At 63.4% G+C, this 14,208-nt stretch carries 8 protein-coding genes and 1 pseudogene; 5 read left to right on the plus strand and 4 right to left on the minus strand.

Annotation, left to right across the window (positions count from 1 at the left end; genetic code table 11):
* Positions 1-96: 96 nt before the first annotated feature.
* Positions 97-246, plus strand: a pseudogene (locus tag AWC08_RS25545) (transposase); the annotation flags it as partial.
* 40 nt (positions 247-286) lie between these two features.
* Here the strand turns inward: AWC08_RS25545 and AWC08_RS25550 are convergent.
* On the minus strand, positions 287-718 hold the full coding sequence (locus tag AWC08_RS25550) for a hypothetical protein (protein ID WP_036395629.1): 432 nt from the start codon (positions 716-718) through the stop codon (positions 287-289).
* Positions 719-1,969: 1,251 nt separating this feature from the next.
* Between AWC08_RS25550 and AWC08_RS25555 the strand changes: the two genes are divergently transcribed.
* From AWC08_RS25555 to AWC08_RS25570, 4 genes are all read left to right on the plus strand, one after another.
* On the plus strand, positions 1,970-2,746 hold the full coding sequence (locus AWC08_RS25555) for a hypothetical protein (RefSeq protein WP_155257044.1): 777 nt from the start codon (positions 1,970-1,972) through the stop codon (positions 2,744-2,746).
* Positions 2,747-2,939: 193 nt separating this feature from the next.
* Positions 2,940-3,542 carry a hypothetical protein gene (locus AWC08_RS25560; protein ID WP_244906538.1) on the plus strand — a complete coding sequence of 201 codons (603 nt, stop codon included), beginning with the start codon at positions 2,940-2,942 and terminating at the stop codon, positions 3,540-3,542.
* Between the two features lie 146 nt (positions 3,543-3,688).
* The gene (locus tag AWC08_RS25565) at positions 3,689-9,184 is read left to right on the plus strand and encodes a helicase-related protein (protein ID WP_244906539.1); all 5,496 of its coding nucleotides are present in this window, start codon (positions 3,689-3,691) and stop codon (positions 9,182-9,184) included.
* A gap of 508 nt (positions 9,185-9,692) precedes the next feature.
* The gene (locus AWC08_RS25570; RefSeq protein WP_142283810.1) at positions 9,693-10,325 is read left to right on the plus strand and encodes a hypothetical protein; all 633 of its coding nucleotides are present in this window, start codon (positions 9,693-9,695) and stop codon (positions 10,323-10,325) included.
* A 16-nt stretch (positions 10,326-10,341) separates the two neighbouring features.
* On the opposite strand, the gene AWC08_RS25575 is transcribed toward AWC08_RS25570, so the two are convergent.
* The 3 genes from AWC08_RS25575 to AWC08_RS25590 form a co-directional block, all read right to left on the minus strand.
* On the minus strand, positions 10,342-11,853 hold the full coding sequence (locus AWC08_RS25575) for a serine/threonine-protein kinase (RefSeq protein ID WP_244906540.1): 1,512 nt from the start codon (positions 11,851-11,853) through the stop codon (positions 10,342-10,344).
* 97 nt (positions 11,854-11,950) lie between these two features.
* Positions 11,951-13,336, minus strand: coding sequence for a helix-turn-helix domain-containing protein (locus tag AWC08_RS25580; protein WP_085088391.1), 1,386 nt, complete (start codon positions 13,334-13,336; stop codon positions 11,951-11,953).
* A 365-nt stretch (positions 13,337-13,701) separates the two neighbouring features.
* A complete protein-coding gene (locus AWC08_RS25590; RefSeq protein WP_085088397.1) occupies positions 13,702-13,983 on the minus strand; it encodes a hypothetical protein in 282 nt (93 codons plus the stop codon).
* Between the last annotated feature and the right edge of the window lie 225 nt (positions 13,984-14,208).

The following is a 14,208-nucleotide window of genomic DNA, read 5'->3' on the forward strand; positions in this document are numbered from 1 at the left end:
CCTGAGCCACCACCTCCTCGCCGAGGTGGTCCCGAATCAAGCCGTCACAGTGGTCCTGAGTCAGGTTGACATAGAGACTACTGGGTAAACCAGCACAGCATGAACGGGCACTTGTGGTCCCCGTCCTACTTCGCCGCATCCTGCGGCGGCGCCCCTTTGTCGATCATCGCCCAATACATCGACCAACAGCGCCGACCGCCGAGTGGTCCAGGCAGGCCGAAACTTAATGCGCTAACCCGGCCCTGAACGGCCGGGCTTGCGCGCTACGAAAACTGGTAACACGCAGTTACAGGCGATCAGCCAAGTCGCCCAAATGCCCGGGCGTCACGAACTGCGCCAGCGCGTCCAAATAATGTTGGGCAGCGGCTCGATACCGGTCCGCGCTGCTCTCGGCCGCCAACATCTCCTGCTGCGCCGCGATCAACAGCCGATTGACCTCTACCTGGGTCACCAGCTGCGCCCGCAAGTCGCTGAGCTCTGTGCTCGAGACCGCGGCAGGGGAGAGGGGGGTGGGCTGCGCTGGAAGGGCGTCTGTGTAGACGTACCACCGCAGCCGCTCAGGACGCGGAATCGCGCCACCACGCAACTGGCCGGCCTTGATCGCCCGCACCACGGTGCGCGGGTCCTTACCCAGACGTGCCGCCGCCTCTTGCAGCAACACATGCGGACCCGTCGGTGTGGTCTCCACACCCGGTGGCGCTTGCTTCAACTCGCTCATCGACCTCGACTCGCCCGCAGAGAGCGTCCCCTTCCCACCACGGCCCTAGGCACAGAATGCTGTTAATTAGCGGCATTCTAACGCGGATCGATGACACAAAGGGACTGTCATGCCGCAAATTAGTGGCATTCGTGGGCTAAACTAACGACATCGGCCGCTGGTAACCACCGGTAGCTCCAAAAAAGTAAACGCATCGTTGTCGAGGGGAACTGTGGTGGCGACACAAACCGAACACCGGGCCCGGCGCAAGGGCACCGAGACCCGGCAGCGAACGAAAATGGTAGGCCTGCGCCTTCGCCCAGAAGACCACGCGCGTTTAACCCGCCTCGCTCAGCTGCGTGGCGTCAACGTGGCCGCGCTATTCGAGCCCACCGTCGCCGACCTACTGGCTACACCACTACCCGAGGAAGCTCTCACCGCTTAGCGCATCAGCGCAACTCGATACGCCTGGGCTTTACATCGCCGCACGCAAGGGCCGAGTGCCGGCACCGCGCCGCACTCTCAATCACATATGCGGCCGCCAGCAGGCAGTAGAGGTGGCGCAGTACCTGGGCGACGAGAACGGCACCGAAGTGTGCATCGTGTCCTGCCGAATGCCCCTCGGGGACGACGGCGGAGACGCCGCACGACGCGCGTGCTTCGGACAGCTCGCCGCGCGTCCCGGTGCACAGGCTCGGTCAAGGACTTGCGGGCGGAAAAGGTGATCTGCCGTCAGTGCCACCGGATCTGGTGTCCTCCGCGGTCCGGCGCAGCATCACTCACCAGGAGAAGGATCTGCTGGAACCGATCGAACACATCGTTCGGGTGCTGAACTGCCCCTGAATGCAGAGCAACCCCGGCGCGCCGTAGCCATCAACCGGGGTCAGACAGATCGTGGGGCCGAAACCGCAGAATCCGTACCTTGCTCCTGACTAAAGTATGCCACCTGCGGCACACGAACGTCCAGGTTAGCGCTGTCACAGCACCCCGAAGGTTTCGCCCGAGCGCGCAAACGAAGGCCAAATCGTGGTGCGCTGCTGTGAGATTTGAGGCTTTCGCCTAGAAAGTTGCTTAAATAACGTAAACATGACTGTGTTGCGCTGATGCTGCTGTTGTTCTACCGGTGTCATACTGGGAGATGTACGATTTCAGCATCGGGGTCTTGGCCATGGGGACATCAGGAGGGTCATCATCACCGCCGCGCCGTTAGACGAGGACGCCGCCGCCGACTTGGCGCGGTCCTTGCTCAGCGACGGCCATCCCATTGCTTACGTGATGGCCGAGACAGGGCTGTCGGAAAGCCGCGTTGAGATGCTTGCCAGCAGCACCGTGGAGCCTGACGTGAAGCGCCTGGCCAAGTACATGAATGTGCGGCTCGCCGAGCTCGGGATGAGCCAGTTGGAAGCGAGCAAGCTCGGCTTGGTGTCGAGGTCGACGCTGAACCTCCTCGGGAAAGATGATCGGATTCCCGGCCGCAGCACGTTGTCTAAACTCGATGAACTTCTGTCCTGGCTACCCGGTTCTGCTCACGCCACGATGTACGGTTCGGAACCGAAGACACGTGAGGCAAGCGTCGGCAAGCGGCAAGGGCCTGTTGTTAACCGCGACGCCGACGACGATTACGACAACCTGCGCATGTGGATCGAGAAGCGGCTCCTGGAGTTGCAGATGAGCAAAAGCCGCCTGGCTGCTGTCGGCGGTCCGGGACGTACGACCCTGGCAACGATGGGTAAGCGTGGGTACAGCCCCAACGCCGAAACACTGGAGCGCATAGATACCCACCTGATGTGGGAGCCCGGCTCGGCATTGGCTGCGCTTAAAGGCGGCAAGCCCGTGAATCGGCGTATCGAGGTGAAACCGCACCCCGCGATCGTTCCGATCCATTCGATCGTGGACCGGCTCAAGTTGCTCAAGACCCGCATCGAACGTCAGCAAGAAACCCTCAACCAGCAGGCGAGGGATATCGATCAGGCGCTGGCACAGGCGCATCTGGTTATCGAAGACTTGACCCCACCGCAACACCGCGCAAGTTTCCCGGCGTCAACATGACGTCGGCATTCAGGTGGCCAGGCAGCAGGGCAGTCCTGCCGGCCCGCTCACCGGGCACGGGCACGGCTATTTCCGCCGATGCCGCAGATCAGGAGATGTACTCATGACTAGCGGCATCGGGAGAACACTATGGCCCGCCAACACGGCGACCAACAGCCAGATTTGTTCAGCTTCGAGGAGATTGACGAGACCAGTGACCGAGTGGATGGGCCAGGTGGTCAACGAGGTGTACCGCCAGTGGCTGGAGCTACCTCGGGACTGGACACCGCAGCACAAGGATCGGTTTCTGCGCGAGGAGACCGCCCGACTGGACCGGTTGGCAGCGCAGATGGCCGACGACCTGGCGGCATCGTCGATTCAGCAATGGACCGCACGCCACGGCCAGCATCCGGACTATCAAACGACCGTGAAGTTGCGCCAGACAGCGTTGCAGAACGCCCGCGAGGCGGTCGTGCGCCAGGAACTCTACGATCAGATTCCGGAGCCTTCGGAGCAGACGGTGGACTTCGACCCGCCTCTGCATCAGCCGCTGCCGCCCAGTCAGGTGCCGTGGAATCAGCGGTGGAACGACGCGCGGTATCGCAGCGAGCCGGGGGAGCGGATCGAGGCGCTGACCGAGATGGTGTGGCCCGCCCCGCAGTTTTCGGTGATGTTCCGCATCAAGGCGGCCTACCTCCTCAGCGCCCGCCTGGAGGACGAACTCCCGGTTCCGGACGGTCCCCAGCATCCCCTGGCCACCGACCTGGCGCCCCTGGTGTACGAGGATCTTCGGGCCGACGGTTACCCCGTGGAGTAACCGAGCCCAAGCCGCAGCTGTCGCTGTTCGAGGATTTCGACCAACCCACAGACCCCGCCACGATCGACCCCGGCGGCACACCGCTGCCAGCGGCGCGACCACCGGCGGTTCCCGCTGCGCCGCCGTCGGCCACCGATGTGCCACCAGTGCCGACCACGGCGGCGGTGGCCGCGACCAGAACCGACGCGTCTACTGACATACCCGGCTGGCAGCAAGCACCTACCGCACAGCTGGCGCCATCACAACCGCCAGCGCTGGAGATCCGCTCTGCGCCCGTCGAAGACCCGGCGCAGCCGTTTGTGCTCAGCACCGAAATCCGGGTGCCCTCGGGGACCAAAGCGCGCATCCACGCCAACCTCGCTGCCATCGACGTCCTCGAGCGGCTCAACCGTGAGGACAGACGCCCCGCCACCACCGCCGAGAAGGAGGTGCTGGCGACCTGGTCAGGATGGGGCGCCTGCGCCGAGCTCTTCGACCGCCGCAACGACACCTACGCCACCGAGCGCGAACAGCTGCGCCAAACGCTGGGCCCCGATGCCTACCGCGCCGCCGAGGCGAGCATCCTCAACGCCCACTACACCGACCCGCTCATCGCCGCGGCCATGTGGGATGCGCTGCGCCAGGCCGGGATGCACGATGGACGAGTCCTCGAACCCGGCTGCGGGGCAGGAACATTCATCGGCCTCGCCCCCAAGGCCGCGGTCATGGTCGGCGTCGACAACGACACAGTCACCGCCGCCATCGCCGCCGCCCTTTACCCACACGCCCAGATCCGCGCCGAAGGCTTCGAAACCACCCGCGTCCCGGCCGAATCATTCGTCGCCACGATCGGCAACGTCCCGTTCGGCAACTTCACCCTGGTCGACCCCGCCCACAATCCGGGCCGATTCAGCATCCACAACCACTTCATCAACAAGGCAATCAGCCTCACCGCCCCCGGCGGCTACGTCACCGTCTTGACCAGCCGCTACACCCTGGACAGCTTGGATTCCCGGGCCCGACGCTCCATGGCCGCCAAAGCCGACCTCATCGGCGCGGTACGCCTACCGTCGAGCGCCTTTAAGCGTGTTGCCGGCACCGAAGTCGTCACCGATATCCTGGTCTTGCGCCGCAAAGACACCGACCAGGCCGCCGAGGACGACCTGACCCGCTGGATCGACACCGAAGACATTCCCTTCGAAGACATCGACCACCTCGTCGACCGCAGCGTCTTTGGCGCCGAGAAAGCCGACGACGCCTTCCACATCAATGAATACTTCCTCAACCATCCCGACCACGTCCTGGGCGCCTACGCCCTCGGCAAAGGGATCCACGGCTCGCCCACCCTCAAAGTCGTGGGGGAGCAGCCCACCCGCGAAGCCCTGGCGCAACAGGTACGTCAGCGCCTGTCCGACATCGTCGAATACGCCCTGACCCACGATAAGGGACTCACGGCCACCGCCGACTCCCTCATCGAGGTCGATGACAGCGTCTTTGACGCCGGCTTATTCACCGCCGCCGAACGCGTTGACCAGCCCCCCATGGACACACTGCGCTACCACCCACCCACCGACAGCATCCAACGCTGGAGTGGCCACAGTTGGGAAGAACAACGCACCCCGAAAAGCCGTCTACGCGAGACCCGTTCGTTGATCGAACTGCGCGACGCTGCGACCGCGGTCATCGCCTCCCAACGTGACGATCAGCCCCTCGCGGTGCGCGAGCAGCTGCGCGCGCACCTCAACAAGCTCTACGACGGTTATGTCGCCAAACACGGCCCGATCAACCGCTTCAAATGGATTTATCCTGCACCCCCGACCCAGGAGGCTCACGACCGCAAAGTCGCCAAGGCCGAAGAATCGTGGCGCAAAACCCGTGGTGCTGACGGAGTGCCCTACCGCGGTCCCGTTCCCGAGCACCTGATCGAGGAGTGGTCGCAGAAAGCGTGGGAACCCGCCAGCCCCTACAAGCGGCGCCCCCATCTCGATGGCGGCATGAAATACGATCCCCGGTGGGCCAACGTCGCGGCCCTGGAGATCTTCGACGAACAAGCCGGCCAGGCACTCAAAGCTCCGATTTTCTCCGTTGACGTCCTCAATGTCCGTGCCGTCCCGCAGACCGCCGCCACCATCGAAGATGCTCTCGCCATCAGCATCGACCAGCACCAGCGCATCGACATCGCCTACATCGCAAATCTATTGGGCACTGATCAGGCCGTCGCCGCAGAACAGCTCCGTGGACTGGCCTACCCATCACTGAATGATCCCGACAAGCTAGTCCCGGCAGCCACCGCGCTCTCGGGCAACGTCCGCCAGAAGCTGGCCGCCGCCACTGCCGCGGCCCAGCGTGATCCGGCCTATCAGGATTATGTCACCGCGCTGCGGGAGGTCGTTCCGCGTGACAAAGAAGCCTCCCAGATCAAGACTCGCCCGGGCGCACCGTGGATCGACGCCAAATACGTCGCCCAGTTCGCCCGCGAAACCTTCGGCGCCCACACTGTGGTCGCCGACCACATCGGGGGCACCTGGTCGGTGGAATGCGCACGCTACCAACGTGAATCGGTCCTGATGACCGAGACGTGGGGTACAGCCCATAAAGACGCGATCGAGCTGCTCGATGCGCTGTGCAACTCCAAAGCGATCACCGTCCACCGCCCCGCCGAGGAGGTGGCTGAAACCGGGCGCCCCAGCATCGATTTCGAAGCGACGTTCGCTGCCCAAGCTAAAGCCGCCAAGATCACCGACGAGTTCCAGAAGTGGATCTTTGATGACGAGCAGCGTCGCGAAGAACTGGTCGCCGAGTTCAACAAGCGCTTCAACAGCCTCGTTGCCCCGAAACATCGAGGCGACAAACTCACCCTGCCGGGTCTATCGGACCGGTTCGAACCGCACTACTATCAACGAGACGCCGTCGCCCGCATCATCGCCGAACCCACTGTGCTGCTTGATCATACGGTCGGTGCTGGCAAGACGGGGTCCATGCTGATGGGTGCCATGGAACTCAAGCGTTTGGGCCTGTGCAAGCAGCCATGGATCGTGGTTCCCAACCATATCGTGGAACAAGTAGGCCGCGAAGCCGCCCAGTGGTACCCGGCAGCGCGCATACTTCTCGGCACCGCCGGCACCGACCCCGACGGGCGCCGCCGCTTTGTCGCCCAGTCAGCCACCACCGACTGGGACATGGTCATCATGCCCCAAAGCCTGTTCACTGCGATCGGCGTCAGTGAAGACACCCAAGTCGACTACGTGCAACGCCAGCTCGACGAGCTAGAGAATCACGCCGAACGCGCCGAGACCTCAGTCAGCAAGAAGCGCGTCGAACAGCAGAAGAAGCGGCTCGCGACGCGCCTGAGCGACCTGAGCAAGCAGGAGCGCAAAGACACCGGCCTGAAGTTCGAAGAAACCGGTGGCGACTACCTTTTCATCGACGAAGCCCATATGTACAAAAACAAAGGGCGCCTGAGCAATATCGAGGAACTGTCATGTCCGGCGGCCGCGCAGCGCGCCGAAGACCTCGCCATGAAACTGGAAGTACTTCGACGTCGCCGCCACGACGAGGGCCGCGCCGCCGGCCTGCGCCCCGAGCAGGTTGTCGAGCGCGTCACCACCTTCGCCACCGGCACCCCCGTGGCCAACTCCCTCGGCGAACTCTGGGTCATGCAGAACTACCTGCGCCCGGATCTGCTGGCCGCTGCCGGTGTCGCTGACATCAACGACTGGGGTGCGACCTTTACCGCCCCGGTCAGCAGCGTGGAAGTCAACGCCACTGGCACCAGCCTGCGCACGGTGACCAGGGTCGGAAAATTCTGCAACCTGCCCGAACTGCTGGCCCTGTCGTCGATCTTCACTGACGTCGTCACCCGCGACCAAGTCCCCGTTGAACTACCACACCTGGCCGGGGGACGCCGACGGGTTGTGAGCATCACCCCTTCCCAGGAAGTCAAAGACTTCATCACCGACTTAGGCTGGCGCCTCGATCATCTCGACCCCAAGCGTCCCGACAAGGACAACCAGCTCAAGATCGCCAACGACGGCCGTAACGTGTCCTTGGACCCACGCCTGGCTAACCTGGACCCGCCGGCGATCTCACGCGCCACTGAAGTCGCCGACGACATTATTGCGTTGCACCGCGCCAACATCGACAACATCTACCGAGACCCCGAAACCGGGCAAGAAATGCCGATCCGAGGGGCCTTCCAGATCGTGTTCTGCGACCGCGGCACACCGTCGAAGGACCCTCGCCAGTTCACCATCTACGCCGCGATTCGCGACGAGCTCGTCGCCCGCGGCATGCCCAGAGAATCCATCGCGTTCATCCATGACGCGGTCAAACCGGCCGACAAGCTCAACTTGGCCCAGCGATGCCGGACAGGCGAAATCTCGGTGCTGATCGGGTCCACCGAGAAAATGGGCACCGGAACCAACGTTCAAACCAGGCTGCGAGCCCTCCATCACGTCGATGTTCCCTGGCGGCCGGCCGACCTCGAACAACGCGAGGGCCGCATCATTCGACAAGGCAACCAAAACCCCGAAGTCGACATCGTCAACTACGTCACCGAAGGGTCCTACGACACGGTGATGTGGCAGAAAGTCGAAGCCAAGGCCCGCTTCATCGAACAGATCAAACGCGGCGAAGTCGACATCGACGAAATCGAGGACCTCGGGGGAGGAGATATTTCCGGTGCCGCGGCCGAAACCAAAGCCATCGCCACCGGAGACCCCCGCTACATCAAGCAAGTCCAACTCGCCGAGGACGTCCAACGGCTCTCCGCGCTCGAATCCGCCCACCGTGATGCCGCAGCCCGCCGCCGACATCAACGCCGAGACACCGAACGCGAACTCGCCCGGGCCCGAGAAGAACTCGACATTCTTGAGCCCGTGCTCGAGACGATCGCCGCCCACACAGACCAAGCGCCCACTGTCGTCGTCGGCGGCCGATCTTATGTCGAACGTAGTCAAGCAGCCGTCCCGTTCGCTGCGGCCTGCCGCGACGCCTACGCCGCGCTTAGGGACAAGTCCAGTTTTGACACCCGACCCGTGGACGCCACCCTCAACGGAATCAGCATTACCGCCCGACGAAGCCACCTCAAAGGCGAACTGCAACTTACTCTGGATGTGCCGTCGACCACCGTGGGTATCGAGGAGGCTGACCTGTTCGCCACTTTGCCTAGAGCCGCCGGAACCAACCACATCACCAAGGCGCGCGGGCTCTTACAGCGAATGGAGAACGCCTACAAGGATATTCCGCATTTCAACATTCGACTCGAGCGTCGCGCCGCGACCCTACAAAACGAGCTCGACGACTACGACAGCACCAGCCTCGGGGACTTCGAGCACGCCGACGAGCTAGCCGCCAAACGCCTCGAACTCGAGACCCTCAGCGCCCAACTGCGTTTGGAAGCGCAAAGCGAGGCCGCCCAAGCGGCCTCAGCGGCAGCCCGCGAACGCATGCTCGAAGCGGGCCGCCAACCAGGATGGACGCTGGACATTAATCCCACTCCCGCGCTGATCGCCGACGCCGGTCTCGTCGATGCCGAGAGTTACCGCGCCGCCCAGCGTCTCGTCGAACGACACCGCGCATCCGAATATCGAACACAGCGTGAAGCTAATGATCGCGAGCGGGACCGCCAGCGCAGCAGTAATGACGGCGACCGGAGTCTTTGAAGCAAAACCGGGACGGGTTGCCTCTTAGCGGGCGGCCATCTGCAGTGCGGCAAGATAGGCATATAATGCAATCGGTGAACATGCGAATCTGCAATGGGTGTACGATCGAGAAGACGGTATGGACACACCGACGCCTCGGTTCGCCATACGCATCGAACTACGTTGGGGGAGAGGGCATGGGTGATCGGACCCGAAGTCGTTCGAGCCCCCCATGGCGGCATCGCCCACTGCGGGCCGCTGCGGGCGATGCGGCTACGCGTGAACACTGCGCTACGCGACGCGACTGTTCAGGTCGCCCCATGAGCGATCGGCGTCGACATCCCCAGGAACTGTCCCGCCGCGGTGTTACCGTTGGAATCGGCGTCACGGGCCGGACGGTTCCCCCTGCCTCCGATGTTCATCGAGCAATCTCCCGCGACGTGGACGCTGCCCGTGACGCCACCATGGCTTGTCACACCCGGGAGATACGCTTGCCGCTATTCAGCTCGACGGCTGGGATGGTGATCAGATGAGCACACAAATCGTTGTCCGCGATCCCTGGTGGGAGTATGCCTGTGGGTGCGCGGCCGCGTTGGCCTCGGGGGCGCCGGCTCCGTCAATCGCCGTGTACGGCCCAATCTTGAACGACGACGAGCATGCCCGGTTATGCACCACGGCGATCTCCAGTCGACTCGTTGCTGGAGGAGATGGAAGCTACCAGCGGTCCTCGACCTTTGTCATGGGCAGCCCCTTGCTGATGGCCGGAATGCTGGCGGCGCAAGGGGTTGCCAATAGTCGACGCCGTAAGCAGGCCCAGCGTGATGAAGTCCCACAATGGCGCGAGCAGCGCCTGTGCACTGTCATCATCACCGATGAGCGGCTGATGTGCAGTCGCTCAGACGGGACGTTCACCGACTTCTGGTTCGGCTACGTCACCGAGTTCTATCCCGACTTGCATTCGCGCACAGTGACCTTCGCCTACGGTGAGCGCTGCGTGCCGCTGCAGCTGGCGGGCCCGGCCACTGTGGCGATCGCACTCTGGTCGGCCCAAGCGCTGCACGGGTCGGCGTGGGTAGACGACATCCGTCTGCATCCGTTGCTTTCGGGCGGGTCTGGGGTGTCCCCGCTGACATCGCGGCCAGCGATCGGCGCTGTCAGATGAGACCGGCCGCGCCAGCTTAAGAGTGCGACGCCCACCACGCGTAGAGGTTGTTGAGCGCTGCCCCGTCGGGGGTCGGTGCTGATTCCACGACGGCCAAAAACCGGTCGGGGTCGAAGGTCCAGGCGATCAGTGGTCGTCCGTCGGTGGCGATGCCACAGAAAAGCGTGCCTTTGGGTGTGGCCGGGTCGGCGAGGCGCCGCCAGGGTCCAGGGGACTGCATGTTGCCCGGGCACACCACAGTCGCTGCGGTTGCGATGACATGTGCCAATGCTTCCTGCAGTGATTGCGCGTCGCGTGCCAACGAGTAGGTCCCCGAGATCGGGCCACCGGGATCTTGATTGGGCCCGCAACTCATAATGACCTCTGCGCTTGGGTTCGTGGGAGCCTGTGGGTTGCACGCGCCAGGCGGATACCCATTGGGCAGCAGAATCTTTCGTGGTGAAGGTGCTGACATGTGGGTCATCGGGGGAGGGCTGGCTGTCACCATGCGGTCGTCGTGGCCGGAAAGCCCCAGCCAGGCCAGCACCACCGTAACGAGGACTGCCACCGCGGCACCGCCCAGCAGGACCATCGACCGCTTGGCCCCAGGGTGGTGGGCTGGCCTTCTCGAAGGGACCGGCGTCACCGATACGCGCGGCGGCAGGGGGGTGGTCGGGGAAGGACGGGGGGAGGGGCTCAAGGCGTGCGTGGCCGCAGCGGCAAACTCACCGGCCGTGGTGTAACGATCCGCGGGACGTTTGGCGAGCGCCTTGGACATGACCTCGTCGAGCGCCGGGGGAGCCCAGGGCAGGAGCGCTGAGAGCTTTGGAGCGGCTTGCTCCACATGCGCGTGGGCCATGGCTGCGGCAGTGGAGTACCCAGGGAACGGGACTGAGCCGGTCAGGAGTCGAAAGAACGTGCACCCAAGCGAATACACATCAGCGCGCCCGTCGATGGCGGTCTCGCCGGTGATCACCTCCGGTGCGGTGTAGGCGAAACTAGCAACCAGAGCGCCTCCATGCTCGCGCTCCGATGCCGCCGATACGACCTCGGCGGCGCCGAAGTCGGCGAGGACGACCCGTTCCCGCCCATCCGGGCGCCCACCCAGCAGGATGTTGGACGGCTTGACGTCCTGATGCACGATCCCGCACCTGTGGGCGTAGTCCAGTACCTCGGCCACCTCGTTGACCACCCGTAGTGCACGCACAGGGGTCATCGAACCCGCCCGCAATGCCGCCTCGGCAGTGGTGCCCTCGACGTAGTGCATCGCGATCCACAACTGCCCGTCCTGGGTTTCGCCGCGAGCGTAGATCGCCACGACGTTCGGGTGTGCTAGCCGAGCGGTGGTCTGACCCTCGCGCTCGAAGCGAGCGCGGATGTCAGGATTGCCAGCCAGTTCCCGGGGTAGCACTTTGAGCGCCGCCAACTGGCCCAAGACGGAGTGTCGCCCCAGGTACACCACGCTCATACCGCCGCGACCCAAGACGCGGTCGATACGGTAGCCGGCAATCTCATCGGGCTGGTCAGGCACCGACTCAGGCTCGCTCACCTGCAAACCTCCCACCGGCGTTTCTACCATCGAATGCGAACTGTACGGATCCGTGGCCTCCTCGAAGGTCGAGATCTTCAAAGCCAGCTCCCCACGTTTATCGCCCGGGGATCCACACCCGCTGCGCTCGATTGGAGCTGCAGTAAATTGCTTGCCTGCCGATGCGATGCGTAAGCGTTCCTACGATCTCGGGGTCGCGGTGAGCGAGGATCGCTCGATCATCGGCAGAGGTGATTCCTACCCGCATGTACGGATACCGTCCAAGGGTCGGGTGGAGAACTCCGGTCGAGTCGAGATCGACGTTATAGAAAGTGAGCGCCCTTGTCTTCCATTGCGAGGACTGAACTGTGGGTAGCTCTGGCGCGCATTTCCCGTCGTAGACAACGATCGCCGGCGGTCGGTCCGCATCCATCAGTGACTCTTGGCTGACAGTGCGGGCGAAGTCGTACCTTGGGTACCGTTGCCCGTTGTAGTAACCGATGCTCATCTCCATCCCGTTGCTGCGGCCGAACATGACACCGCCAAGAAGATCGCAGGCAAACCGGTCGGGCTCGGCAACGTCGGGACCAGCTGCGGGGTCGTAGAACTTTTGCCAAAACGCCGTGAACCGGGCGTCGAAGTCCCGTGCGTAGGGGTCGCTACCTTGACGCTTCAGCTCGGTCAAGGTGGCGAAGGTATCTTCGCCAAAGGCGACAACGGCAAGAAATGTATAGCCAGCCTGCAAGGGGGTTGTGGGAACGTGGGGGCGTATCCGCAGCAACTCGGCTGCCAGGAGTTTGGCCTCGCTAAGAGTAGTGATCCCAAGAAGCGGGTCAATGGCGATTGGGGACGCAGACGCCAAGTCTGGACGGTTAGTGCCGATCCGAAACCACTCCACCTTGTTCTGCCCGAGGCCCTCAGCCATGTGTCCGAGGGTCAGATCCCACAGCTTGGACAGGGTCTCGTCGTCTGCAACGTCGGTGTCGATCGTCGTGACGCCGTGGCGGGCCAGCACCATCGGGTACAGCACGTCGAAGCCCAGATTCGTCAACACCGGCCCCTCGAGATAGCACGGCTTGCCCGTGTCAGGACAGAAACCCAGATACGCTGCCCCTGTCTTCGAATCGCGTTCGGCGTGCCGGTACAGCGCCGCGAATGTCTTTGTCGCAGAAGCAACCACGTGTTCCCGTTGGTCGCGATAGTCCAGTAGAGCCCTACGGTCGTGCTCGTCGCCGGCCAAGGCCTGTGGTTGTTCAAACGTCTGCTGGTAAGCCCCAAGTTCGGCCACTGCCTGCGTATATCCCACTGGCCAGCCATAGGCCTGATCGAACATGCACAACACCGCGGAGCTAACTTCGGGCTCGTCGCCTTTCTCCAGTGCGGCCTGCAGCTGGCGGTGAGGGCCGCCCGCGTCGGCGACGCTTTGTTGGCTGAACCGAAAATACTCCCGCGTGTCCTTCAAGAACCTTGCGAAGGCCGGTGTGTTCTCTGTTCCAGAAATCATGCCCAATCTTAACTAACATTACCTAACATTTGACATGTTTTCTCTGTTATTAGTGGTGGGTGGTTTGGCGAGGCGAGGAAGTGCAATGGACCGGAGCAGGCTGCTCAGGATTCAACCGGAGCCGACAGACACTCCGCCGCCACACAGGTGGAGTCGTTCCAAGCCGTCCCTCTGGGGCCAAATCAGGCTGTCACCGCCAAACTTCAGCACCGCGCCGATGAGCTGGTGGGCCTGACGCACCCGAGAAGCGCTGAGCCCCCTGCCTTCGAACCGTGCCGACCCATCGACCGACAAGCCGCTGACCCACACTTGCAGGTCATCGAAGCTGACTTCACGCAGCGGTACATCCTTCCGGCGCGGCAATATCACCGTGTCAAGGAGTGAGCGGTAACCCCGCGACGGTCTTGGGTGCACGGGTGGCCCTTGGTGGATATCCACCGCTCGGCAATCACGCCGAAGGTGACGCCGGACAACGCCGGGTCGGTCCAGGTGCCGGTTACCTGATCGCTGACTTGCTTGTTCAGCCAGTTGGTCGCGTCGACCTTGCGGCTGAACCCCCGAGCATGCTCCCGGCCCTGATCATCGACATACCTTGCCCGCCACCGGCTGCGAACCGCCGGGGGAGTGGTGACTCCTGTCGCGCCCAAACGACACTCACGTGCCCGACCCAACGGGGTCGAGGGACGCGGCCTGCTCGAAACCGACGTTGTGAGGGGCGATCAACCCGCGCCAGGCGTCGGCCGATGAGGGACCTCAGGCCGCGTGGGCTGACATGGCCGCCGGATGTTCATGTCAGTGTAAGGACTCAGGACATTCTTGACGTTTTGTCGTCAGGAGATGCTTGACGGCTTCTGGGGGTTGGCTCCTGCGCC

Source organism: Mycobacterium gordonae (assembly GCF_002101675.1).
GTDB classification, from domain to species: domain Bacteria; phylum Actinomycetota; class Actinomycetes; order Mycobacteriales; family Mycobacteriaceae; genus Mycobacterium; species Mycobacterium gordonae.

Excerpts from the sequence above, each read along its gene's own strand:
- AWC08_RS25550 (WP_036395629.1), bottom strand. The coding sequence starts at position 718 with ATGAGCGAGTTGAAGCAAGCGCCACCGGGTGTGGAGACCACACCGACG.
- AWC08_RS25570 (WP_142283810.1), top strand. The coding sequence starts at position 9,693 with ATGAGCACACAAATCGTTGTCCGCGATCCCTGGTGGGAGTATGCCTGT.
- AWC08_RS25580 (WP_085088391.1), bottom strand. The coding sequence starts at position 13,336 with ATGATTTCTGGAACAGAGAACACACCGGCCTTCGCAAGGTTCTTGAAG.